Genomic DNA, 25,806 nt, shown 5'->3' with positions numbered 1-25,806 from the left:
TATCCTTCAATTGTTCCTTTGCTTATGACCTAGAGGGGTTAACGCTGAAGCCAGATATCGAAGAACTTATCCAAAAGTGATGCATTTTATCGATAAGCAGTAAAAAACTTCAAAAAGAAATACCTTCTGTTAAATAGAAGGTATTCCTTTCATGACATATTAAACTTCTTGGAAAATTGGTTCTGGATTTTTAAGCTTATCTACTTTTTCTTCCAAGCCATCTTCAGCATTGATGAAAATTCTATACGTATCATTTTCGATAGTTCCTAAAAATTCATAGCATAGTATTTCTTCACCATACTCATTAAGGATAATCGCTAACCTATCTTCTTGTACTTCTAAATTAGGATTAATCATTTCTTGCGCTTTCGCTTTTGTTATCTTCGGTGCAGGAATGTCTCTTTTCTTATGTGTTGCTAAATAATCTCTTGCGGAAAATCCCACAATTTGCCCATTATCTAGAGCCACTTTCATTCGAATTGCATCAGGATAAATTCTTACATCGTCTTCAATAGAAACGAATGAGAATACACCTGTGTTTTCATATTGAGCACTCTCATAGAGATCTAAATTCTCAAAATCATGATCTTCTAAAAATTCACGCGCTTTGTCAGTCGCTTTATTCAGGCCAATCTTGTTGTCTTTAATGTCACGGCTAAGAACTAAGTAGATTGGATATCCACCCTTTTTGGTTATATCCATATTGATTTCAGACTTACTGTCTTTTTCATTCATAGAAACACTGAAAAAACCAAAGTCTGCACCCTCACCGTTTTCGGTTACTTTTAAATTTGACACTTCCTCATTCGTAAACTTCTCTGCAACTTTTTTAGCTTCATCTGCGTCAATCTCTTTTCCTTTTAAATCTTTAAAACTTTTTTCTGTATTTTTCTTCATTGATGTCATACTAACACCAAATTCACTTTCTGAATAACTTTTAGAATTTTTCTCAACTGTTTTAAATCCATCAATAATGGTATTATCCATTTGCTTTTGACCAGATGCTAAAGCTAACTCAACATCCATCCATCTTAAATTATTTTCAAGCACTAAGTTTTGTACTTTTCTCAACTCGTTCTGGACTTCTGAGGCTTGAGAGTACATTGATTTTAATGTTTCATACTCTTTATCATTCAAAGGCTCTTGTTCTAAATCTCTAACAGCTGTTCGATAGCTAAAGTCACTAATTCCAGCTAAAAATTCCTCTGTTTTATTAAATGGCAATAATGTTAATGGTAATTGTCCAACATCCGATTGTGCTTCAGAAGTAATTCTCCAAACATCTACTAGAGCTGGAGACAAAGATTTCTTCGAATTCATAGCAAGTGTTGCCCCAATCCTATCATGAAGCTGATCCACTCGATATGTTAGATCGTGAAAAGCACGTTGGTAATTATTTTCAGCTTGGATCAAAACCGCATTCTTCTCTTGATGTTCTTTGTATCCCCAATAGCCGGACCCAATAACAGCAATTGATAATATTCCGATAAGAATTCCACGTATCATTTGATGTCACCCTTTCTATTCACAGAAAATATGCTTTCCGATACGTTTAATTTGTGGCCTACCCCAAATCCAAGAGCTAGTAGCAGTATTAGGATTAAAGTAGTATACTGCTCCTTCTGTCGGATCAAATCCATTCAATGCATCCATTACTGCTTTTTTTGCTTTATCATTAGGTGTTAACCATATTTGTCCATCAGCAACGGCAGTAAAGGCTCTAGGCTCAAAAATAACTCCTGAAACGGTATTTGGAAACGTAGAGCTATTAACTCGGTTTAGAATCACTGCAGCAACGGCAACTTGTCCAACATATGGCTCTCCCCTTGCTTCCCCATATACTGCATTTGACATTAATTTAATGTCATTTTGAGAAAAACCACTTGGGATATTCACTGCTGTCGTTTCTTTTTGATTTTGATTTGCATTAGCTTGCTCGTTCGTTTCATTATCCGAATTGTTTGGTTGTTCTGTTTGTTGATTCTGTTGGTTTGCTTGCTCTTGCTGGTTTGCTTGCTCCTGTTGATTTGCTTGCTCCTGCTGGTTTGCTTGCTCTTGTTGGTTTGCTTGCTCCTGCTGATTTGCTTGCTCCTGCTGATTTGCTTGCTCCTGCTGATTTGCTTGCTCCTGTTGCTTTGCTTGCTCCTGCTGATTTGCTTGCTCCTGCTGCTTTGCTTGCTCTTGCTGCTTTGCTTGCTCTTGCTGCTTTGCTTGCTCTTGCTGCTTTGCTTGCTCCTGCTGCTTTGCTTGCTCTTGCTGCTTTGCTTGCTGCTCATTTTGAGCAACATATTGTTGTTCCTGTTTTTGTTTTCTTTGCTCAGCTGCCTTTCTTGCTTGTTGGATTTGAGCTTCCGAAGGGGCTGATTGTATGCTCAACGGTACACCACCATAGTGGGTAAACTTTCTACCTTTATTAATTTGTTCGTAGACAAAATCCTTATAGAAATTTGTTGACCTACTTAACATGTCTTTAGTTTTTTGCCCAACTAAACCGTCAACTTCTTCTAATCCGAACATCTGTTGAAAGTTTTTCACTGCCCAATACGTACTCCATCCATATACACCATCAATAGTCCCATGGTAATAGCCGTTATATTGTAATCTCGCCTGTAACTCAATAACATCACCACCCGTTGCACCTCTTTGAATAACCTGATCAGAAAAAGCATGTGCCTCAGGAATACTACTAGAAAAAAATTGAAAGGTGACAGTGGTTAAAGTCACAACTGCAACCATCAACACTATGCGCATGTTTTTCATCTTGCTGCCTCCCTAAAGTAGATGTAATTGCTTAAACGTATTTTTTGTAGACTTTGGCATTTTATTCATAACAATTCAATTCACACCATTTTGATTGGATGACAATCAAAATATATACAATTCAAAAAAATTAAAAATCATTCTTTGAAAGGCTTTACCTGTTAGGTTCGACTTTTCTTTTACACCGTCAGAATATAACGATAGAACACTATGAGCTCATTGATTAAAAGAAACAAAAAAAACTACCCTAAGGTAGCATTGTTTCAGTCAGTTTTTGTTTCGCTTTTTTTGCTTTATGTAATGCGAACCACCACAAAAATAACATAAACGGTAACATGATGTATCTCCAATTTAAATAGGTCAGTAGAATTGAATCATAGATGGAATGTAATAAAATTGGAAGCGACCACGAAAGAAATATCCATTTTTTTCGACTTTCACCTTGTGAAAACTTCCCTTTCCCTAGGTAATAGCCCATAATTACCCCAAATAATGCATGACTTGAAACAGGTAGAATAGCACGACCAATAGCATACTCCACTCCATTAGCAAATAAATAAAGAATATTTTCTAACGTTGCAAACCCTAATGACACTGAAACACCATAAACGATTCCGTCATAATGCTCATCGAATTGTACATGCTGGTAGATCGTAAAAAAAAGGATAAACCATTTAAAAAATTCTTCTAGTAATCCTACGGCTACAAACGTATAAAGAAAATCAGAGTTGAAGACCATTTCAACCTCTAGTACATATTGTATGAACATGATCGGAAATACTAAAAGTGCCCCGAAAATAAACGATCGGAATACAAGATAAAATGGCTCGGACTCATATTGATCCTTTAAATAAAAGTAACTTAATAATGCAAGACCTGGGGCGATGCCCGCAGAAATAATTGCAATCATTCACAGGCCTCTTTTCTATTTAACTATGTAAGTTAGTCAATACGTAAAGTAATCCATTTTCATGGAGATTTTTCTTTCATTATCGTATCATGATATCGTAAAATTGAAAATGTCACATTGATTTTCTTTTTTCTTAAGGAGGTAGAAAGATGCCAACAAAAAATGTTCTTCTCTTACATACTGGTGGAACAATTTCTATGCACGAAGATGATTCAGGAGAGGTAAGACCAGGAGAAAGAAACCCTTTAGTAGATTACATTAAGCAAATTCCTAATGTAAACCTTATTACGGAAGAAATTTTCCATTTACCCTCACCTCATATTACACCAGACAATATGTTATACATAAAAGATTTCATAGAACGGACTATCAACACCTACGATTTAAATGGTATCGTAATTACACATGGTACAGATACTTTAGAGGAAACCGCCTTTTTTCTTGATACTACGTTAGACATTGATATCCCAGTTGTTTTAACAGGTGCTATGCGATCCAGCAATGAATTAGGATCAGATGGATTATATAATTTATTATCTTCCTTAAAGGTCGCTACATCAGATTCTGCAAGAAATAAAGGTGTCTTGGTTGTAATGAATGATGAAATTCACACGGCTAAAAATGTTACAAAAACTCATACAAGTAACCTGGCTACTTTTCAAAGTCCACAATATGGACCTATAGGTATCGTGAATAAAGGAGGCGTGTTCTTCCATCACAATCCAGTAATTAATGCTCCTTTACAGGTTAAGAGTTTAACGAAAAATGTCTATTTAATTAAGGCATATGCAGGGATGGATAGTCAACTATTAGACGCTTTACTAACTACTAAAATGGACGGACTCGTTATAGAAGCATTAGGACAAGGCAATATACCACCGCTTATGCTACCAGCTATTGAAAAAATCACACAAAATAGCATTCCAATTGTCCTCGTCTCACGTTGCTTTAATGGGATTGTTCAAGATGTATATGGCTATGAAGGTGGAGGGCGAAAATTAAAGGAGCTTGGCCTTATCTTTAGTAATGGTTTGAACGGTCAAAAGGCTAGAATCAAGCTGATGTTAGCATTAGAAACAACACAGAACCATCATGATTTAGAAGCTATTTTTTCGATGTAAAAATTAGGTCAGGCTAGGTATTAACTCAAGGTAATAACAGGTCAACCTACCTGACTCTTTTCCTAAGGAACATATTAAATACCATTCATCAACAGATTAGATTTATTCTCTACTTAATTTAGAACGAATAGATTCAACTATTAGCTCACCGTGGAATCGTCCATTTTCTATAAAGATTTCATTTGCATTATTCCCAGCTGCAATAACTCCTGCAATGTATATCCCAGCGACATTTGTTTCCATTGTCTCTTGGTGATATTTTGGTCTTCCTGTTACTTCATCAATTTCAACGCCCATTTTTTTTAGAAATTGATGATCTGGATGGTATCCAGTCATTGCAAAAACGAAATCATTAGGAATCGTTTTTCTTACATCCTTTACTTCATATACAACTGAATCCTTTGTTATTTCCTGAATAGTTGCTTCAAATTCCATTTTAATAACACCATTACGGACTAATGATTCAAATTCAGGTAATATCCATGGTTTTATGCTTTGAGAATACTCAGAGCCACGATATACGACAGTTACTCTCGCTCCTGCATTAACTAGTTCTAATGCAGCATCTACACTAGAGTTTTTCCCACCGACTACTAAGACATCCTTATTAAAAAAAGGATGACCTTCTTTGAAATAATGAAACACCTTCGGCAATTCCTCTCCAGGTACATTCATATAATTCGGATGGTCATAATATCCAGTTGCTATCACAATATACTTTGCCTCATACGTATCCTTATCTGTAAAAACAACAAATTTCCCATTCGCTTTTTTTTCGACTTTGCCTACTTTTTCATAAGCATTTATTCGAATATGCTTTCTTTTTACTACATCGCGATAATATGCCAACGCTTGGTTACGATATGGTTTTCTATTCTCAGTGATAAAAGGTACTCCACCTATTTCAAGTTTTTCACTCGAGCTAAAAAATGTCTGATGAGTTGGATAATGATAGATGGCATTTACTATGTTCCCTTTTTCAATGACAAGAGGTTTTTCCCCTGTTTTTTCTAACTCTATCGCTGCTGAAAGTCCACAAGGACCTCCACCCACTATGATGATATTTTCCTTTTTCACACTTTTCCAACTCCTGTATTTTGATCTCCAATTGAACGACATATATATTTTTTCCTGTTAAAAGAGCAGCGTGTACGATCTAGCCTATTCCTACGATAAACACACAGCTCCAATTTCACCTTAGCTTAGTTCAATTCTTTCTTAACTTTACAGAATTTCAACGAGATAAGATTGGAAAATACATTCACCTTACCAAAAAAAATCTCCTATCATTAATGATAGGAGATTTTTTTGTACGTTGCAAATAATATCGTTTAGATCCAACCTCTAAATCGTGAAGCCTCAGCCATTTTACGAACACCAACCATGTAGGCTGCAAGTCTCATATCAACCCGACGATTTTGACTCGTTTCATAAATATTATTAAAGGATTTAACCATTACACGCTCTAGTTTTTCTTCTACTTCTTCTTCTGTCCAGTAATAACCTTGATTATTTTGAACCCATTCAAAGTAAGAAACTGTTACACCACCGGCACTAGCAAGCACGTCTGGGACTAACAAAATGCCCCTATCCGATAAAATCCGTGTTGCTTCAAGTGTCGTTGGTCCATTCGCAGCTTCTACGACAATACTCGCTCTGATATTACCTGCATTCTCTTCTGTAATTTGATTTTCAATTGCAGCTGGCACAAGAATATCACAATCTAATTCAAGAAGCTCTTTATTAGTAATCGTATCATTGAATAACTTCGTTACTGTTCCAAAGCTATCTCTGCGATCCAGTAAATAATCAATATCCAAACCATTAGGGTCATGCAATCCACCGTATGCATCTGATATTCCTACAATCTTTGCACCTGCATCATGCATAAATTTTGAAAGGTAGCTTCCTGCATTACCAAAGCCTTGGACAACAACCCTTGCACCCTCAATATTAATTCCTTTTTTCTTGGCGGCTTCTCTTATACAGATCGTTACACCTTTTGCTGTTGCAGACTCTCTTCCATGAGATCCACCAAGCACTAGGGGTTTACCGGTAATAAACCCTGGAGAATTAAATTCATCAATTCTGCTATACTCGTCCATCATCCATGCCATTATTTGTGAATTTGTGAAAACGTCTGGAGCAGGAATATCCTTAGTAGGACCTACAATTTGGCTAATTGCACGGACGTAGCCCCGACTCAATCTTTCTAACTCACGAAATGACATATCACGTGGGTCACAGACGATACCACCTTTACCTCCACCGTATGGAAGATCAACAATACCGCATTTCAAACTCATCCAAATGGACAGAGCTTTTACTTCCTTTTCTGTAACATTAGGATGGAAGCGAATCCCTCCCTTTGTAGGGCCCACAGCATCATTATGTTGCGCACGATAACCAGTAAAAATCTTTACTGAACCATCGTCCATGCGCACGGGAATTTTCACTGTCATCAATCTAATAGGTTCTTTCAATAATTCATATACTTCTTCAGGATACCCTAGCTTATCAAGGGCATTATGTATCACCGTTTGTGTTGACTTTAAGACATCTAATTTATCATTATGGGCATCGGTGTTTTTCTCGGCTACCATTTAAAAGTTAACCTCCTAAATCTAATCAGTAAATGAAAGAATGTCCACCTTTCATGACATAGTATACACGTTCATATGGGTTATGCAAAGAAGAAAAAACGAAAATGATTGATTTTCTTTGCACTGTTGCAAGCGATTACATCAGGATTATATTCATGCTCGTGTAAAGGATCTTTCTCATTATCATGTGATGATGATTAATTTTACATACTTCTTTTATAATACTTCACAAAAAAACATCAACCTAGAGTTTAAGTCAGCTAAACCGAAAGAGGCTGGACATACTATTAAAAGAGCTTGGGTCAAAACTCAATCATGTTTTTAAAAAACAAACGATTATCGTTTGACACGCTGTTCCTTAATAATATGTTGAGGTGGAAGAACCAGTACGTTCCATTCCGCTGCATCCACTTGCTTTCCGCGGGGAAAAATGAACTGCTTTTTCCTAGGCAGGAAGCTTAAGCCGCCTCGGCTACGTCTGTGGGGTCTCATCCGTTCCTCTACCTCCCCGCCGGAGTCAAGTGGCTTTTCGCTCCATTACACTAGCGATTAACAATCGTATTCATAAACAATACATGTAGTGATAAAGAATAAAAACCGAACGATAGGAGATTTTCATTGGAATATCACCTGATAGTTCGATTTTCTCATTAACTGAAACACTTTTGAGAGCTTAGATACTCATATCAACAAGTTTTTCACTTATTTAAACAATCGATGAACCTCTTCAATTGCTTTATCCTGCATGATGATCTTCCCATATTCTTTTAGCTTATGAACAGTTAAGGTGGATGGACTTCCATATTCAGCTATAATGGATACTAGATCATCAATATTAAACGGTTGGTCGTCGTTTAAAAGTAAATAATATTTTTCATTATATAAAATAATGACTCCATCTCGAATATCATTTCTATACAGGTGTCTTGATAGACATATAATATCTTCAAAATTTTCAAATTCGTATATAATCTCAAATGTTTCATCTAACTTGACTTGCATTTCAATATATTCATCTGAGTATTCATCATCTGTATCAAATGTATCTTCACTATGAGACACTATAACAACCATTCCTTGAGCATGCAACGAATATACTTCGACCGCTATTGGACCATGTGCCTCAAATCCTAATTCATTGCTAGCTTCGTCCATCATATCTCTAAATAATTGCTGAACTTTTAGCGAATCCTTCCAGAGATCTTCTCTTGTCAAACCTCTATCTTTCAAGTCATCTGTCGTTAAGAAAATTTTAATCTTGTCATAATTTAATCGTTCTAGCCGCATCCCATACCCTCCTGCCTTGAGACCGCTCTATATACAATCATAGTATGATTTTTATACGAGATGGTTCACAGAAATTAAAATGGTTCTTTCGTACATTTATCATTTAAAAATCTTCTATTCTTCATTCTAGGAGTAATGTACCTCATTATGTTTACTAGATTTTTTAACAGTTTACACGGATTAAAGAAGTTATACAAGCTATATAAGCTTTACATTCTCTTTTTACGTAGAAATCGAATAGCTCGTTGTCAATTTACCTATTCGACTGCATCTTTCAATCACTTAGATAATTTATATTTAAACCAATTATCCCAATCCGTTTTAGTTTCTCCTACTATGAAACTGTCATATGCCTCTAAGGTCTTTTCAGTTACCTTTGTAAATGCTTTTCCACCTAATCCGATGTTTAACTCCTGGAATTTTTCAGAAAGATGGTCCACTAGCTGTAAAGTTTTTTGAATGTTTCTAACTAATGTACATGATAAAAATAAAAATTCAGGTTTTACCTCTTCCAAGACAATATCAATATCACCTTCTGCAATACTAGCTCCTAAATAGATGACCTCGAAACCTTTTCTCCTTAAAAATAAAGTAAAAATCAAGAGACCCAGTTCATGTGATTCCTCTGGTCCACAAACTGCAACTACTTTAGGTAATAAACCATCTACAGGTAAAGTATGCAAAATCATGCCGATTCGCGAACGTAAAAATGAAGAAGCAAAGTGCTCATGTGCAGAAGTGATTTTCCCTACTTCCCATAAATCACCAATCTTCACCAGTAAATTTCCTAGAATTTCAATTACCACTTTATCTACTGAATATAAACTAAATGCACGATTCAATAATTCATGAGCTTCATTCTCATCAAAGGAAAGTAAAGCATGTAAAAGCTCGTCCATTAAATCAACAGATCTGTCTTGCTCCTCTTCTTTCAGTGGGAAATCCTTGTTCTCATTATAAGAAACTTGGTTCGTTTCTAATAAATTTACTGCTTGACTAATTGTAAAACCTTTATTGACCTTATTTAAGAGCCATTTTAAGATTTTAATATGCTCTTCTGAATAGAGGCGATGACCGGATTCATTTCGAATTGGTGCAATCATATTATATCGACGTTCCCATGCTCTCAAGGTCCCCGCTTGGATTCCGAGCATCTTAGAAACAGCTTTTATATTATATTTACCTTCTTGATTAGACATATATATCCCCCATAACAAAACTCTATATAAAAATTATACCGAATAGTTTTACTTGTGTAAACTTTGTATAACATACGCATAGCCATGCTGTATAATAGCATGGCTTCATTTAATGTATTAAATTCCGCATTCATTTACGTAATTCAATAATATGGGCTTCTGCGGGCGCCCCTAACCTTAAAGGTAATAAAGTCGTACCATAACCGTTGCTTATTAGTATTATAGCCTTTTTTCGAACAAATAAGCCTCCCTTTTTATACGGCCCTATTCCAAAGAAACGAATTTGCCCTCCATGCGTATGTCCACTTACTATCAAAGAAATTTCATTTTCATTATGTATTTGATCGTATATATCAGGATTATGACTTAAGAGGATTTTAAATCCATCCCTTGGGCATTCTTTTAATGCCTTCTCTAAGTTTGCATTTCCTAACGTAAAGTCTTCTACTCCAATAATGTATATATTTTCGCCAAGCTCCGATTCAATTCTTGCTGTATGATTATTAAGAGGGAGTATCCCTACTTTTCTAAATAGACTCTCAAGGCTCTCTTTCCCGACCTCATAATCATTGTTACCATAAACAAAGTATGTTGGTGCGAGTCTTTTAAGTTTTTTTAAATTATCTTCAATTCTATTTAACGGCACTTTAGATTCCGCTAAATCTCCTCCAATTAATACGAAATCAACTGTTGAAGGTATTTTTTCCAGCAGAGTATTTGACACTTCTCTTTTGTGAATATCTGAAATAAAAAAGATCGTTAACCCATCAAATGAACTTGGCAAAGAAGAAAGTGTTATAGAATTGAATTTCAATTCATTTTTTTGTGCGTTTGTCGCCATTCTCACCAAGAGACCAACGGCACCGGCAATTAATACAACTATTACCATTCCACCAATTTCCATGCGATACACCTCTAAGATTCCATTGCATTACGGACAATGAATAATTGTTATTATAGAACAAATTTGCAAGGGACGCCTTGGTCAGCCTGGGACAATAAGATCACTTAGAATAGAAGGTGTTCTTTGCCTTCAATTCTAAGTGGCATTGACTTCAAGTAGCTGAAGCTTGATGTTAATGCTCTTATCCACAAATGCTGCATGGTATAGCCCTTAACAATAAATTGCCCAAGGCACCTGTAGCTAAACACTATACGTATGAATTTTTCCCATTCTTATTTTGGATCAAGACTCTACGCTTAGTCAATACAGATATTTAATGTGTATAAAACTAGAGTCATCATTTACCTATACACTCAGGTAAACAAGAAAAAAACGCTACTCTCCTTTTTAAAGAAAAGCATAGCGTCCAAAGGGTTTCATAGCAAGCAACAATTGATCTATCATTGCTAAACACCCACACTTTTGCTTTATTCAATTTATTTACTTTCGTGGAACAAATTAATATCGTATTCATTCTTCATCATAGCAAAAACATCATGGCGTTTCTCCCACCTAGTAGGCTGCGGCCATAACTCAGAGCTCTTACTAATAACTTCACATCTTAAGGCATGAAATTCCTTTTCTGCTTTATCTTCTTTCTTTTTATAATACTTAGCTGTTGCGTAACCGGCCACAATGAGTAATACAATGAAAAGATGTAATTCCCCATCGAAAATTGAGCTTATCACAAATTCAATTCGACCTCCAGATGGTTGAATTATATATACGTATAGATAAACAAGAAAACCAATTAAAATGGTGAATGTGAAAAGCTGAGCTTTAAAACATTTATCTTTATAGCCGTCAAATTTTCTTTTTCGATCGACCAAATTATTTAGCATTTTTTTTGTTGGCAAGTCAGTATGGTAATTTAACTGTTGAATAAAAGGCTCTATTTTCCTCACACCCCTTCATACATACATAATCCTACTTCGTCCCGACCTAGTATAGTTGAACTTAGTTCGTAGTAGCAATAATTGCTAGCCCTTTGATCCGTCGGGTTATATGCAAAGTCACTACCTTCTTTAGTCCTCTTATTCTACATATGTATGAAGTTGTCCACTTTATTATGTATTTATTATCATGGTTATTTCAAACTAGAAAATTAAATTTCATTCCCCTTATGTAAAAAAACCAGCATATATAGAAGGTTTTCCACTTCCTCATATGCTGGTTTTAAATGATTATTTAATAGGGATTTTTAATATTTGGCCTTCGTATATTTCGTTACCATTTAAGCCATTATACTGCCGAATAATTTCTTCACCATTTCGACTATTATAATACTTTATTGCAATTCTAAACAGTGTTTCTCCTGCACCAACCTTGTGGGTAATGATATCAGCATACTCTTCTTGTTGGTTAGTACTTTCTTGTTTCGGTGGTGTGGTGATAACAGACTCATTACTACTAACATCAGTTAATTCTTCTGTATTAGCAGCCACATCAATTGATTCCTCTTGCTTCGTTTCTTTTTCAGGATTTTCATCAGGATGTTGATTGGACTCTTCCTTACTACTCTTTTCAGCCTCTTCCTTTGGTTCCTTACTTACTTTGGATTCACTTGTATTACCTTGCTTTTTAATGTATACATATTCATTACTGTCTTTTTCACTATTTCCATTCAATCCATTATTCCCGCTATAATACAAATGAATGGAAAAAATGAAGATAGGAACTAAAGTGAATAATAAGGCTAATAAACTGATAACAGGGTATTTCAATTTAAATTTAGATTTTTTTTCTTTCTTTTTGTGCACCTCACCTCGAGGAGGGTAATCCCCATGTTGATCCTTATACTCATCAATCATCTTCGTTCGTAAATTTTCTGCTTGGTCAGAGAGATTATCCTTCATTTGAATTTCCCCCTTTTATGGTATTCATTCTAATTTGTAGAGCAGAGATAAAATCAATTAAAAAGTGTGCAATCATTGTTGCTACTAAATTCCCTGTTATTTCATATACGATTCCGATAAAGAAGCTAATTGTAACTACCATAGTAAAAAGCACCCATTTTGACAAATATCGAAAATGGAGAATAGCAAAAATGATACTTGCAGTCACTAAGCCAAAGTGGGTTTGTAAAATTCCTCTGAATAATAATTCTTCTGAAAAGGCAATAATAGCTGTTAAAATAAATATATGCAAAATGGACCTTGTGCTAAAAATCTTTTCATTAATACCACCATCATCCACATATTTCTCTGGTACCCCTTTAAAAATAAGGTAATCAATGATAAGGACAATAATCGCCAGACCAACTCCCCATTTTAAAGCTTGTTGGAAGGGAGCATTAAAAAGGATAAGAAATTCGTGAAATCGATCAAATAATAAAAAACTTAACCCAACTGCAATAGCTAAAAGTAAAAGCTGTGTCATATAAAGATTTTGAATAATTTGTTTATCCGTTAGCTGTTTAATTAATTCATTTTGCTTTTTAAACAAATGTTAATCACTCACCCTACCAAAAATATCATCTAGTTCAGCTCTCCAGCTTAATTTTATTTCAAATTCTTTTTTTAGGGATTCTCCAAGATAATCTTCATAATGTATTCCACAATAATCACAACAATTCTTCGGTTTTGCCTTCCATTCAAGCTTTTCATTAAAATACTGGAGAATCTCCATTCTTCTACATTGTTTCGTTGAAATCCAGAATGTCATTGCATTCAATTTCTTATATTTAATCTGTACCCTCGTCTGAATCTCTTCCCAGATAGATGAAATTAGTGTTTCTGGCTCGACCTTTTCTGTAAGGAATTTCTGAATATACCTTAGTTGGATTTCATTTAGACCAATATATTGCATAATATTTTCATTCGATACATCTTTTTGATTATTCTCTTGAAGATAATAAATGGTTTTCGTTAATTTATCATAGCTTGGAAATTCTGATTCCACTAATGACTTAGGTATTTCATAATCTGCATCCGTAAGCAGTGTTATCGCAATACTAGGTAAACCATCCCTTCCAGATCTTCCTATTTCCTGCATATAAGATTCTAATTGGGATGGGAAGTGAAAATGGATTACATACCGAATATTTTGTTTATTAACCCCCATGCCAAAAGCATTCGTACAACAAACTATCTTTAACTGATTGTATAAAAATTGCTGCTGGATAAGAATTCTTTGTTCCTGCTCCATGCCACCATGATAAAAGCCAACATCATGTATTCCTGAAGCCTTTAATTGATGAGCTATCCTTTCCGTCCAGAGCCTACTTGAGCAATAAATAATTCCAGGTCCTTTTAATTCTCTAGCTAAATGAATTAATCTAGCTATTTTCTCGTCAGAGGAAGAGTATTTTTCAACTGACAAAGCAATATTCGGCCTATTGATTGAGTAAATAAACTCTTTATATCCTTCTGGAAAATGCAGAATATGTACAATATCCCTTATAACCTCTCTTGTTGCCGTTGCTGTCAAAGCAAGGCATGGTGGATTATTTAGCTTATTTTTTAACGTACCTAATTTCGAATAATCAGGGCGAAAGTCGTGTCCCCACTGAGAAATACAATGGGCTTCATCGACGACAAAAAGAGAAATTCCGGCACTTTGCAAAGCGACAATTACCGCTTCCATTCGTAAGATTTCCGGCGAAGCGTATATATACTTGAATTTCCCAAGATTTTCTAGAGCATATTTTCTTTGCTGAAACGTCATGGTACTATTCAAAGCAACGACACTCTTTTCCCCTCTTTGCTTAATCTGCTCTACCTGATCTTCCATTAACGAAAGTAATGGAGATACAATTAGTATTGGACCATCCATTAAATAAGCAGGTAGTTGATAGCAAAGCGACTTACCGCCACCCGTAGGTAGCATGGCCAAAATATCAGAGCCAGCTAACACTTCTTTAATAATATCTTCTTGCCCTTCTCTAAAATTCTTTAATTTAAATTTTGATTGAAGTACCTGCTTTAACCTTTCTCTCATCTTCCCCTCCCAATTAATGCAAATGCAAGTCTAATTTCAAAGTAGGTATATTGATTGTTTAGCTCTTCCCTTACTTTTTTTAATTGATGAGTGTTAAGTTGATTGATTGTAGCAGAAATGATCGTGAAATCTTCATCAGTAATAAAATCAGTTGGACTAAATTGCTGATCATGTAACGTAATTTCAACGATATGATCTTCAATGGTACTTACCTTTAAATTTCGGATCGCTGCTATTTCAGTTATACTCTTCCCTTCCATTAAGAAGGATTTCGTTCTATTAGAAGAAGAGGTTAGCACATTGTCTTTAAATTCTTCTTGAATGATGGAATGTAAAAAAGGATAGCTGCCATGCTCTTCCTGGTGTTTATCAATTATCTGGTGAATGACATTCCAGAAGCATAGGTATACGTATTCTTCATCCAGAGTAAGTTTGCTTGCAATTTGTTCATATGTTAATCCTATCCTTTTGCTTGATGTTAATTTCCAAACAAAAATCATCGCTTCCTGCTCACTGACATTACTTAGTACCGTACTCATTTCCTTATAAAGCTTGTCATTAAGTTCACTTTTACTTTCCCTTAAGGTTCTAAGTAAAAATTTAACCCAATGTAGATCTACCTCATTCTTGGTCAACGGCAAGTAGTCTCTTCTGTTATAAGTAAAGTTCGATACAACTTGTACTAATAAAGAAAGTCTCCTCCAAAAAAGTCTTCCAACATCCCCATACTTCCATCCATTTAAATGAGGTGGGATTGGATTATCCTTTAGTACATGTTCCAGTATAATTTCTGCTTTATCGGTTAATACATAGTGTTTTTCGGGTACTTGCATAATAAGATCTTCTTTTATCATTTGATCCCAAATACTTTTAGTTACAGTGTGTTCTAACCTTGGATAAAGTCCGAATAAGTGACTAACCTTAAAAAGTTTACCATCTTGTATGGTTTGGGAAGATTTCTTTCCTTTAAGTAAATGATAAATAGCAGAGGTAGATCTTTCTCCCTTAAATTGTTTTAAACAATAAAGCAACAGCACATGGAAATAGTTTATTTTCATTATATCACCTACATTGTTTGACAATATTCGATTGCCTCTTTTTATTCTAACAAATTTATGAATTCTGGTTACATTTTTTATTTGAAGCTTCTAAAAAGTTGTGTAAAACCTTATGTGATAAGCATTCTCAATAGATTTTTTTGTTGAAATGTCCTAAGAACCGATTTACAATACTAATTAGGCAAAGAATTAGAGGATGTAATCTTTTAGATAGGATTCACTCAATTGACCATTTCTACCATATGATGTTATGGTATTATACATTCAGGAGGTTTATTAAATGGCTAAATACACGATTGTTGACAAGGACACATGTATTGCATGTGGAGCTTGTGGTGCAGCTGCACCAGATATTTATGATTATGATGATGAAGGTATCGCATTTGTAACATTAGACGATAACCAAGGGGTTGTAGAAGTTCCTGATGCATTAGAAGAAGACATGATGGATGCTTTCGAAGGTTGCCCTACAGACTCAATCAAAATCTCTGACGAAAAATTTGACGGTGACGCGTTGAAATTTGAATAGGATTTAGTTGAACAATAGCCACCTATAAAAGGGTGGCTATTGTTCATTTGATTAAACATGCTGTTGTTTAGGTAAGATTCATAATAAATGTTCGTAGAATTTTTACTTAGTCTCGTATCTGCGCATTGAAAGGCGCCGCCCTGCTCTTTTGGGTGGCGCCTTTCTTTTATTTATAAAAATGAGCATAGCTCAAGCATTTTTTATGCTTGATGCTTGTAATTCAATGCCATTTGATTGATTAACCAAGTATTAATTTTTGACATAACTGCAATTAATAATAATGTAATAAGAATTCCCTTAATCATATTAAATGGCAAAATAGCAGCGACAACGAATTGTTTCGTAGCTTCAGCTGACATAGCTGGCATATTTAAAAAGAGTGTGTAGGCTGGCATAATAACAAAATAATTTAAGATACTCATGATGACTGTCATAATGACAGTACCTAAACCTAATCCTAAAAGTAAGCTTTTTATTGTTTTTTTACGGCGATACAAGAAGGATGCCGGTAAAATAAATAATACCCCTGCTATAAAGTTTGATAATTCACCAATTGGTACACCAGTAGCATTACCTTGAAGCAAATAATGAAGGATATTTTTTATTCCCTCTACGGCTATACCAGCAATTGGTCCAAAAACAATTGCTGCAATGAGTGCAGGTACATCACTAAAATCGATTTGAAGAAAATTAGGAAGGCCAGGAAATGGGAAATCAAACATCAATAATAAATAAGCTATACTACTTAACATTCCCACTGTTACATTTTTTCTTACTTTACTTTGTTGCATTTCTTTTCTCTCCTTTTCTGATCGCACCTTGAAAAAGAGAAAGTTCTCAAACTTAAATAAGCCCCAAAAACCATTGTATACACAACGTTTTATGGGGCTGAAATCCAAGTTTAAATAAGCGTTAAAAATGGTTATTTTTCACGCTTGAACCTCCATCTTCTCTCATCCAGACTATACTGTCGGTTCTGGAGTCACACCAGATCCTGCCTTAAAATAACGGCTCGCGGACTTAGAAACAAACTAAATGTCTCATCACCGCCGGTCGGGAATTACACCCTGCCCCGAAGATTGATCATATGATTTTTTACTATTATATAACGAATGAAAGATAATGTATAGAAATTTGCACAAAAGTCATTGAATAGTATGATTTATATGAGGCTGGGGCATCGGTATTTCTGCCAAAGCCTCCTCCATGAGATCCGTGTGTCAAAGGGGATCCCTCTTAGGGGTATTCGCCAAGACTTTCGGACCGGTCGCACAAAGCAAGTAGATGCAGCGCAATAGAACGTCTTTGTTTTTCCAACTTAACCTATTAAAAAAGAACACAAGGTACGAAAAATTAGGATTCGGCTTCCAAAAAAATCATTTTATTATATATATTGTCCCACTACTATTCTTTAATTATTAACACCTGGTCAGGGTAAATAGTTTCTCCTTGCAATTCATTCGTTGATTTAATCTTATCCGTACTTGTTTGAAAGGAATCAGCAATGGAATATAAGGTATCACCCGCTTTTACAACATAGCTTTCTTCCTCAGCAGGGGATATGATTAATTTTTGGCTAGGATAAATAGTGCTACCGTTTAAATGATTCCACTTTTTCAAGGAGGCTATTGGTACCTTATACTCTTTTGAAAGCCCCCATAAAGTATCGTTCTTTGAGACAGTTATCGTTTTAATTGATTTATTATTTAAGGTATGTAGCTCTTCCGATTTTTCCAGTTCGTTATTTGGCTTAAGCTTCTTTGTTTGGATGTCCATTTTATCGGTACCATGATGCAGTTTATTTTCATTTTGCATGGAAGTATCCTCAAATACAAATACAGGATCAAGGGCATGTTCTTTTTCATATGTCCACGTCCCTTCATGCAATTCGAAATGGAGGTGGGTCCCTGTCGATACGCCCGTATTTCCTATAACTCCAATTTGTTGGCCTTTACTAACAGTATCTCCTTCGTTAACGGTTCTTTCACTAAGATGAGCATACACTGTTTCAAACCCTTCTGGATGCTGTATAAAAACAACATGTCCATATGTTGAGGAATAATACGATTTAGATACTGTCCCAGCTGCGACAGAAATAATGCTTTCTCCTTCTGGCGCGGCTATATCAATTCCTTTATGATGACCATTCCTTGTTCCAAAATAGTCTGTTATTGTACCTTTTACTGGTTGTACCCATTGATCCTGTAATTCTTCTATGTATGATTCTGCTTTCGCATGATTTGTGTCAAATACAACGAAACTAAAAAATAGGACAAATAGTAACTTACCCACACTCTTCATCTTTACTACCATCATCTTCCCCCTATTATTCGGAAACTTTTATTTCTTTCTTAAAAGCACAATCTTTTTTTGGACTCTTTTCACATAGATTGCTTTCAAGAAAAATCCATGTAGCGGATTTTCACCTAGATACAAGTCTTTTCTCTCTAAACAACGTTCTTATAATTGATGGTTTTTTTTTACGTTTTTTCCAAACTTAAACAAAATTTAAAAAAGTGTCTTTGTAGAAAGCGTAAATTTTATCTTCTAACTCGATCCTAGGTATTGTATGTAGCTCGTCTAAAAGTAGAACAAAACTAGTTTGTAACAATATTTACCTAAATATACATTCATTTTCTAAAACAAAGGTAAAATTACCCTTCTTTATATTCTTTTAGAACCTAATAAAAAATAAAAACGAGGCTGTGACAAAACAAAGAGCCAGTCACCCTCCGATACAATCTATTGTGTGCACTAGATAAATAAATCAGTGCGAACATATAGTCGTTACGATAAGGTGCCAGGCACTTCTGTCCCAGCCTCGTTTCTAAAATGGGAATATACAAGTTATTTAGCCTCTATTTATTATGAAAGAAAATAGGATTAGGAGCAAAAGGTACTTCAACTGGCTCAGCTAAATTCATAACACCAATTCTTTGCATTTTGACTCCATTAAATTTGACTTTTTGAAAACCAAATTCTTTTGCTGTGAGTAAAAGTGATTCAAGCATAAGAATATAGGGTTCACTATCTTCAAATTCTATGTTCGAAGGAAAGGTTATATCTAATTCTGTCTTATCTTCATCTATATCAATTGAATCTATTGTAGTTAGAAATGGTGATTCTAATTTAAGATTTGCTGTTCCTTCTTTCATTGCTAATACAGCATCCTCTATTGTTTCAAAAGATTCATTCGATGGTACGAGTAAAGCTCTTGAATTATCCTGCATTCTATAAATGAAATAGGCTTTTTTTCTATTTGTTTCAATATCAAGCTCAGTTTTCATTCCTGTATTTCCAAATTCAATACCTTCTTCTTCTCTAGTTTGTAGCCTCGCTTTTTTGTATCCCAACCACCTAAATGTTTCTTGAATTGTTTCCATGTAATATATTTCGCTGGCAGAGCTTGATAGATTTGGCTGCCCTTGATAGTTAATGATGACTTCATTAGGTATTTTTGTATGTGCAAATGTTGTATCTTCTAATTCAAATCTAAAAGACTCCATAATTTCCGAAACTTCCTCAGAAGAAATACGTTCAATTTCTTTTAAATCTTCTACATGTTCATCCTCATTAAAGCTAAAAGGGATGGTTATTTCTGATTGTTCGTTAGTAAGTGCAAATGTGAGGTATTTCTCACGATCTTTTGAATGAATAACAAAGGTATCTTGAGGGCTAATTGTTGATTGTTTATCCTCAAATAATTTAGCTTCCGCAGCTTCATCTTCACTCTTTTCTTCTATATTAGCAATTTCCCCCTCTCCCATAGTCAAGCTATTCAAGCTATTATCCTGATCTCCCCCGCTTTCATCTGCTGCTTCTTCATAGCTAGATGACGATATTTCTTGAAAAAGATAAGGAGTCATTAAAGCAAAAAGGAATAAAGCTGCCAAAGTAGCTATTGTTGGAGCAATCCATGTACGTTGTTTTCGTCCTTTTATTTTCCGCTCTATATGTTGATACATTTCACTAGAAGTTCTATGATCAGTAATGGAGGGCAGCTGATTTAAAAGCTGTTTTATTTCCTCCTCATTCCACTCTCTTTTTTTCAATAGCTATCCCCTCCTCATTTAATGTATTCTCCATGTCTTTTTTTAGGTGCTTAATAGCCCTGTGTTGTGTAGTTTTCACCTTACTAACCGTCCAGCCTAACACTTCAGCCGTTTCTGAAATCGATAAATCTTGAATATATCGTAAGATGATGACCGTTCTTTGGTCTAATGAGCACGCATTAAGCGATTGATAGATTTTTTTTATTTGTTCATTTTGAATGGCAAATTCTTCAGGTAATGGTTGGGTATGATCGACAACTTGCTGCTGATCCCAATCAAATTTATCAAAAATACGCTGTTTAAGTGTTTTTTGTTTCCGAAACCAATCGATTGCTACATGTCTCGCAATGGATATAAGCCACGTTTTTTCACTACTTCTTCCTTCGAATTTATTATAAGACTTTAAAACGCGTATATATACTTCTTGTACCAAGTCTTCTGCCTGTTCACGGCTTCTCACCATATAGAACAAAAACTGAAAAAGATCTTGATGATATTGTTCATAAAGCCTCTGAAAGGTATCTTCCATTGATGCCCCTCCATTTCTTTTATATAGTCGTAGCTGATTAAGTAAGGTTTCATTTAATCAGAAAATATCATATTTGAAATATTTATGTAATAATCGTCATATCAAATTCTACTTTACCACATTTTTCATGTTTTCCGTACAGCATTATTCACCATTTTGTACAGTGAAAAATAGACCACACTCCTAAAGCACCTTAATCAATCAAGGACAAATAAAATATCTTTCCCTTTTATTTTAAATAGCTTATAACTCGATGCAGTAGACTAAAAGTGAGACGTTTTGTCACAAGGACTGGACTTTCACCTGAGACTAGGCATTGACTTAATGTACAATAAGTCAGACTGTTTTTGCTAAACGAAGTACTTATCCACAGGCAATGCATTTTATCGTTAAGCAAGAAAAAAGAGACACCTTGAAGTCGGTTGTTTCCCCACTTCACGATGTCTCCATTTTGATATATTTGTAGTATCCTACCTTTTTAGGAATAGGTAATTTGATAGATATTCGCCTTCCATGATCCTGTTTGGAGCCTTGGTGCAGCTTTTTCACTTTTTCCCACAAACTAGTTGTTCACATTTCACTAAGAGCAACCGCAAGGAGCCTATATTGTTTCCTAGGTACACGAATCGCTGTAACATAAATCGACAATCACGTGTAAGTAAGCCTTTAAATAAGAAAATGTACTAGATGCTCTTCATCATAATATACTCCATCAACTTTCAACGCTCTTTTTTCATAACCAAATGACTTAAAACCTTGAGAGTAATAAAAATTCTTGGCAGGCACATTTGATGATACAACAGTTAAATACACTTGTTCTAGCTGTAATTCATTTGTCTTCTTGATAGCTTCTTGAAGTAGTTTCTTCCCAATTCCATTTTTTCGGTAGTCACATGAGATATACATAGCAAAGATTGTAGCACGATGCTTAAGCTTTTGTTTTGTTTCTTTCACTAATGTTAGTGTCCCGACTAGCTCTTCGTTCCTGAAAGCTCCATATACATAGGAATTGATAGTTGTAAGCTGCTCTTTAAAACTAGCTAAGCTTATAGTTTTTTCTTCATCATAGCTTGATGCAAAACACTCCGGACACTCTTGTAAAGCAGTTAATCTAAGGGTTCGAAATTTCTCTGCTTCTTCTGGTTGAATTAGCCTAAATTCCATTTAACTTCAATCCTTACTGGTGTTATTTCTAAATACAAGAGCACTTCTTTCATACTCTACATCTTTAACATGAAGTCTGAAATTGATCACTCTTGCTACCGCAAATAAATAATCTGATAACCTATTTAAATAATGTAACACATACTCATTAATTGAAGCTTCTTTCTGTAGGGTCACTGTGCATCTTTCTGCTCTTCTTGTAACTGTTCTTGCGATATGAATAATCGCTGATGCCTGACTCCCTCCAGGCAAAATAAATCTTTCTAATTCAGGAGCTTCCTTTACATAGGCATCAATTCTTCCTTCCAAAAACTCAACCATATCTTTTGTTGTCTTATAAGGGTACTTTTCTTTTGCCACAGCTAGATCTCCACCGCAATCAAATAATTCATGCTGGATTTTTTCCAATTCCTGATAAATATCTTGAACGTTCTCGTCTAGAAGGTAGGTCATTGCATGACCAACAAAGCTATTTGCCTCATCAATAGTTCCGTAAGCTTCAACACGTAGGTGATCTTTATCAACACGTCCACCAATAATGCTTGTTTGACCTTTATCACCTGTTCTTGTATATAAGTTCATCTACAATCACTCCATTCCATACAACTTTATTCTTATTAAAACATCAAACATCCTCTTATTGAAGGATATGATGTGCTTACCATTTTATTTTATCTTAAGAATAAACTCTTTTCTTATTCTTGTTGCTATTCAATATGAGGTTTCACAAAATTCACTTAAATGAATCAATTCATACATGCTTATTTTAAAGGAATATTAAAGAAACACTGACCTACAAAATATAAATACAATTTACATTCTTCCTATTTTCGTAAACTTGTAGCTATTTATCAAGAGAGTCCAGTCTGATTGAACGCTGCTCCAGTTGCTCGCTTCCCTGGGGAGGAACTCTTTTTTTGTTTCTAAAACCCCTGAGCCCGTAAGGTTCAAAATTTTAAATAGCATTCAAGTAAAAAAACATGAGCTACTCTCACTCTTGATTATAGATGGTTTCTTTCCTAAAAACTCTTAGCTAGACTTTGTAAAAAAAGATGATAAATCCAACGATCTATCATCTCCCTAGTTATACTTGTTTCGTATGAAACAAGATTGTTCGGCAATATTATTCAGTATCTTCTCTTTTTCGAGGAATAAAAATTGTAAATGTCGTACCTTCATCTATTTTGCTATGAACTTGAATTTTGCCTTTATGTGCTTCAATAATATTTTTTACAATGGCTAATCCTAATCCCGTTCCAGCTTTCCCTCTAGTTCGTGCTTTATCTGCTTTATAGAATCGTTCGAAAACAAATGGTAAATCCTCTTCTGGAATACCGGATCCAGAATCCTTCACATTTATTGTTAACCCTTTTTCATGATCTTCGACTTCAATAGTAACTACCCCATGTTTATCTGTATGCCTAATTGCATTGTCAATTAAATTTGTTAAAACCTGCTCAATACGATCAGGATCAAGAATAAATATACGATCCTGTAGATTCACTTGTGCTTTTAGAGAAATTGACTTCTCATTAGCAAGCCCTTGGAATTTCCGATTAATCTTATCAACAAATTGTTCGATATCTATTTCCTCTAAATTAAGGGAAATATGTCCTGCTTCCATTCTTGCAAGATCTAACAGGTCATTAACTAGTCGACCCATTCTTAATGATTCATCATATATGACTTGTGAGATTTCCTTTTTTTCTTCATCGGTGCTAGCAATATCATCAACTATTGCCTCACTATAGCCTTGCAGCATAGCAATTGGTGTACGTAACTCATGACTGACATTTGCAATAAAGTCTTTCCTTAGTTTATCTAAGCGCCTTTCTTCCGTCATATCTCTTAAGACTGCTACCGCTCCACGAACATAAGATTGGTTATACAATGGACTCATGAGGATAACCCAACTTCTTCCCTGAATCATCAATTCTATATTTTGCTCTTTTTCCGTATTCACGACTCGATGAAATAATTCCTTCGCTTCAGGAGGAAGCTCTTCACCTTTATCCACATTCATTTCTTGTTCGTAATACCAAGCTTGCAGAAATCTCTCTGCCGGTGGATTTGTTACTAGGATTGTACCATCAATATTTAGCGTGATAACACCATCAGCCATACTACTTAGAATATTTGTTAAATGCTCTTTTTCCTGACTTAAAGCATTAATATGAAATTTCAATTGCCTACCCATTTGATTAAACGCGATTCCGAGTTCTCCAATTTCGTCATTAGACAAGATAGGTACCTTTGTCTCAAACTTTCCACGAGCAAGTTCTTGAGCAACCTCTCTCATTTTTCTAAGTGGCTGTGTTATCTTAGTCGTTAAGAAAAAGGCAAAAATAGTTGTAAGGATGATTGCAATTCCTGCTGCTAATATAATATATTTTGTCGTATGTTTAGTGGTTTCATGGACGGCAGACAGCGATTGAGAAATATATACAGCCCCATATCTAGAGTCAGAGATTTTATAAGGTACCCCTACAATTAAAACTTCATCCTCTGCGTTCGCAAATTGATTATTAGGTGATTCTAAATTTGTCCGTTTACTAACTTTTTCCTGCATAACTAATGCCTGTGATAGCTCTTGATCTGCTTCGATATCTTCTACATCTAAATGCGTCATATTGTCATCTTTAATTGGGGAAATCCAATAGTTATTTTGATCTTCTATTATTAAGATATCTGTCATTTCATCAATTAATTCCCATGAGATTGACCTTGCTAAATCCTTGTCTTCGTGACTTTCAATAACACTAGATACTTTCTTAGCTAGCTGATTAAGCTCTTCTTCAGCCTTATCAACATGATAATTCTCAATAAATTCAAGCATTAAAATAGTTAATACAAATAAAACAAAGGAAACGAGTAAAAGAATCGTTCCCCATAGTTTCCCTACAACACTTCTCCAAAGAATCATGAAGAGCTAACCTCAAATTTATATCCTACACCCCATACAGTGACAATCATTTTCGCTGCCTCAGGAGACACCTTACTAAGCTTTTCTCTTAATCGTTTAACATGTGTATCAACTGTCCGTAAGTCTCCAAAAAATTCATATTGCCAAACCTCTTTCAACAATTTCTCACGATCATAGACCTTATCAGGTGTTTTCGCTAAGAAGTATAACAACTCATATTCTTTAGGAGTTAGACTTACTTCCGTTCCATCTGCCGTTATTCTATGAGCATCATGATCAATGGATAAATGCGGAAAAACGATAACATTTTTCGCTTTTGTATCTGTCTTTAAAAAGGAAGTTTGTGAAGATCTTCTGAGCAATGCTTTTACACGTAGTACAACTTCTCTTGGGCTAAACGGCTTGACAATATAATCATCTGTTCCAACCTCAAACCCTTGTACTCTATTCGCTTCTTCTCCCTTTGCTGTCAACATAATGATTGGTGTTGCCTTCTTCTCGCGTAATTGTCTACAAACTTCAATCCCGTCAATCCCAGGCATCATGACATCTAGCATAATTAAATCATAGTCATGATTCAATCCAAGCTCTAATGCTTCATCACCATTCTCGGCCTCATCTATTTCATAATTTTCTCTTTCTAAGTACATTTTAAGTAAGCGGCGAATGCGATCCTCATCGTCTACTACTAATATTCTTGCATTTTGGTTCTCTTCCATGAAGAACCCTCCTTATGTATCAACTTTACAATTATCATCTTCTCTGAATTACATATTTGTATTGTACCAA

23 protein-coding genes and 1 riboswitch are annotated in these 25,806 nt (G+C 35.0%); of the genes, 2 read left to right on the top strand and 21 right to left on the bottom strand.

Translation table 11 applies throughout. The annotated features are described in order from the left end of the window. Nucleotides 1-159: 159 nt before the first annotated feature. The 3 genes from ypeB to prsW form a co-directional block, all read right to left on the bottom strand. Nucleotides 160-1,506: a germination protein YpeB gene (gene ypeB / locus A9C19_RS07520; protein ID WP_072579366.1), complete on the bottom strand. Its 1,347-nt coding sequence runs from the start codon at nucleotides 1,504-1,506 to the stop codon at nucleotides 160-162. A 15-nt stretch (nucleotides 1,507-1,521) separates the two neighbouring features. After that, complete coding sequence (gene sleB, locus A9C19_RS07515; RefSeq protein ID WP_083584483.1) at nucleotides 1,522-2,736, bottom strand: spore cortex-lytic enzyme; 1,215 nt, start codon at nucleotides 2,734-2,736, stop codon at nucleotides 1,522-1,524. Nucleotides 2,737-3,007: 271 nt separating this feature from the next. Beyond that, nucleotides 3,008-3,670 (bottom strand): glutamic-type intramembrane protease PrsW, encoded by a 663-nt coding sequence (prsW, locus tag A9C19_RS07510; protein ID WP_072579365.1) that lies wholly within the window; start codon nucleotides 3,668-3,670, stop codon nucleotides 3,008-3,010. 149 nt (nucleotides 3,671-3,819) lie between these two features. Between prsW and A9C19_RS07505 the strand changes: the two genes are divergently transcribed. Continuing rightward, nucleotides 3,820-4,791, top strand: coding sequence for an asparaginase (locus A9C19_RS07505; protein WP_072579364.1), 972 nt, complete (start codon nucleotides 3,820-3,822; stop codon nucleotides 4,789-4,791). A 102-nt stretch (nucleotides 4,792-4,893) separates the two neighbouring features. Here A9C19_RS07505 and A9C19_RS07500 read toward each other — a convergent pair whose 3' ends face one another. From A9C19_RS07500 to A9C19_RS07455, 10 genes are all read right to left on the bottom strand, one after another. Next, a complete protein-coding gene (locus A9C19_RS07500; protein WP_072579363.1) occupies nucleotides 4,894-5,868 on the bottom strand; it encodes a YpdA family putative bacillithiol disulfide reductase in 975 nt (324 codons plus the stop codon). A gap of 254 nt (nucleotides 5,869-6,122) precedes the next feature. Beyond that, on the bottom strand, nucleotides 6,123-7,394 hold the full coding sequence (locus A9C19_RS07495) for a Glu/Leu/Phe/Val family dehydrogenase (protein ID WP_072579362.1): 1,272 nt from the start codon (nucleotides 7,392-7,394) through the stop codon (nucleotides 6,123-6,125). Nucleotides 7,395-8,096: 702 nt separating this feature from the next. Next, nucleotides 8,097-8,681: a genetic competence negative regulator gene (locus A9C19_RS07490; RefSeq protein ID WP_072579361.1), complete on the bottom strand. Its 585-nt coding sequence runs from the start codon at nucleotides 8,679-8,681 to the stop codon at nucleotides 8,097-8,099. Nucleotides 8,682-8,959: 278 nt separating this feature from the next. Further along, entirely contained in the window at nucleotides 8,960-9,880 is a 921-nt protein-coding gene (locus A9C19_RS07485; RefSeq protein ID WP_072579360.1) for a MerR family transcriptional regulator, read from the bottom strand. A 130-nt stretch (nucleotides 9,881-10,010) separates the two neighbouring features. Next, entirely contained in the window at nucleotides 10,011-10,784 is a 774-nt protein-coding gene (locus A9C19_RS07480; RefSeq protein ID WP_083584314.1) for a metallophosphoesterase, read from the bottom strand. 476 nt (nucleotides 10,785-11,260) lie between these two features. Then, nucleotides 11,261-11,728 (bottom strand): DUF2663 family protein, encoded by a 468-nt coding sequence (locus tag A9C19_RS07475; RefSeq protein WP_072579359.1) that lies wholly within the window; start codon nucleotides 11,726-11,728, stop codon nucleotides 11,261-11,263. A 279-nt stretch (nucleotides 11,729-12,007) separates the two neighbouring features. Continuing rightward, the gene (locus A9C19_RS07470; RefSeq protein WP_072579358.1) at nucleotides 12,008-12,679 is read right to left on the bottom strand and encodes a LysM peptidoglycan-binding domain-containing protein; all 672 of its coding nucleotides are present in this window, start codon (nucleotides 12,677-12,679) and stop codon (nucleotides 12,008-12,010) included. Then, the gene (locus tag A9C19_RS07465) at nucleotides 12,669-13,268 is read right to left on the bottom strand and encodes a CPBP family intramembrane glutamic endopeptidase (RefSeq protein WP_072579357.1); all 600 of its coding nucleotides are present in this window, start codon (nucleotides 13,266-13,268) and stop codon (nucleotides 12,669-12,671) included. The genes A9C19_RS07470 and A9C19_RS07465 overlap by 11 nt, the downstream gene beginning before the upstream one ends. Before the next feature lie 3 nt (nucleotides 13,269-13,271). Next, nucleotides 13,272-14,762 carry a RecQ family ATP-dependent DNA helicase gene (locus A9C19_RS07460; protein ID WP_072579356.1) on the bottom strand — a complete coding sequence of 497 codons (1,491 nt, stop codon included), beginning with the start codon at nucleotides 14,760-14,762 and terminating at the stop codon, nucleotides 13,272-13,274. After that, nucleotides 14,759-15,844, bottom strand: a complete 1,086-nt coding sequence (locus tag A9C19_RS07455) for a YpbB family protein (protein WP_083584313.1) — start codon at nucleotides 15,842-15,844, stop codon at nucleotides 14,759-14,761. The genes A9C19_RS07460 and A9C19_RS07455 overlap by 4 nt, the downstream gene beginning before the upstream one ends. A 256-nt stretch (nucleotides 15,845-16,100) precedes the next feature. Between A9C19_RS07455 and A9C19_RS07450 the strand changes: the two genes are divergently transcribed. Next, entirely contained in the window at nucleotides 16,101-16,349 is a 249-nt protein-coding gene (locus A9C19_RS07450; protein WP_072579355.1) for a ferredoxin, read from the top strand. A 200-nt stretch (nucleotides 16,350-16,549) separates the two neighbouring features. On the opposite strand, the gene A9C19_RS07445 is transcribed toward A9C19_RS07450, so the two are convergent. The 8 genes from A9C19_RS07445 to A9C19_RS07410 all read right to left on the bottom strand — a co-directional run bounded on the left by A9C19_RS07445 (nucleotide 16,550) and on the right by A9C19_RS07410 (nucleotide 25,736). Then, a complete protein-coding gene (locus A9C19_RS07445; RefSeq protein WP_072579354.1) occupies nucleotides 16,550-17,140 on the bottom strand; it encodes an ECF transporter S component in 591 nt (196 codons plus the stop codon). A 150-nt stretch (nucleotides 17,141-17,290) separates the two neighbouring features. After that, a riboswitch (FMN riboswitch) is annotated at nucleotides 17,291-17,433 on the bottom strand. Nucleotides 17,434-17,753: 320 nt separating this feature from the next. After that, the gene (locus A9C19_RS07440; RefSeq protein WP_158515062.1) at nucleotides 17,754-18,662 is read right to left on the bottom strand and encodes a M23 family metallopeptidase; all 909 of its coding nucleotides are present in this window, start codon (nucleotides 18,660-18,662) and stop codon (nucleotides 17,754-17,756) included. 545 nt (nucleotides 18,663-19,207) lie between these two features. Beyond that, complete coding sequence (locus A9C19_RS07435; protein ID WP_072579353.1) at nucleotides 19,208-20,401, bottom strand: hypothetical protein; 1,194 nt, start codon at nucleotides 20,399-20,401, stop codon at nucleotides 19,208-19,210. Beyond that, a complete protein-coding gene (sigX, locus tag A9C19_RS07430; protein WP_072579352.1) occupies nucleotides 20,379-20,930 on the bottom strand; it encodes an RNA polymerase sigma factor SigX in 552 nt (183 codons plus the stop codon). The genes A9C19_RS07435 and sigX overlap by 23 nt, the downstream gene beginning before the upstream one ends. Before the next feature lie 666 nt (nucleotides 20,931-21,596). Then, nucleotides 21,597-22,094 (bottom strand): GNAT family N-acetyltransferase, encoded by a 498-nt coding sequence (locus A9C19_RS07425; RefSeq protein ID WP_072579351.1) that lies wholly within the window; start codon nucleotides 22,092-22,094, stop codon nucleotides 21,597-21,599. A gap of 6 nt (nucleotides 22,095-22,100) precedes the next feature. Continuing rightward, the gene (locus A9C19_RS07420; protein ID WP_072579350.1) at nucleotides 22,101-22,676 is read right to left on the bottom strand and encodes a cob(I)yrinic acid a,c-diamide adenosyltransferase; all 576 of its coding nucleotides are present in this window, start codon (nucleotides 22,674-22,676) and stop codon (nucleotides 22,101-22,103) included. A 541-nt stretch (nucleotides 22,677-23,217) separates the two neighbouring features. Further along, nucleotides 23,218-25,017, bottom strand: coding sequence for an ATP-binding protein (locus tag A9C19_RS07415; RefSeq protein ID WP_072579349.1), 1,800 nt, complete (start codon nucleotides 25,015-25,017; stop codon nucleotides 23,218-23,220). After that, nucleotides 25,014-25,736 (bottom strand): response regulator transcription factor, encoded by a 723-nt coding sequence (locus A9C19_RS07410; RefSeq protein WP_072579348.1) that lies wholly within the window; start codon nucleotides 25,734-25,736, stop codon nucleotides 25,014-25,016. The genes A9C19_RS07415 and A9C19_RS07410 overlap by 4 nt, the downstream gene beginning before the upstream one ends. Nucleotides 25,737-25,806: the final 70 nt, after the last annotated feature.

Origin of the sequence: Bacillus weihaiensis, assembly GCF_001889165.1 — a bacterium.
Classification (GTDB): Bacteria; Bacillota; Bacilli; order Bacillales; family Bacillaceae; genus Metabacillus; species Metabacillus weihaiensis.
The sequence above is the reverse complement of the archived record's forward strand: the minus strand, read 5'-3'. Positions and strand labels throughout refer to the sequence as shown.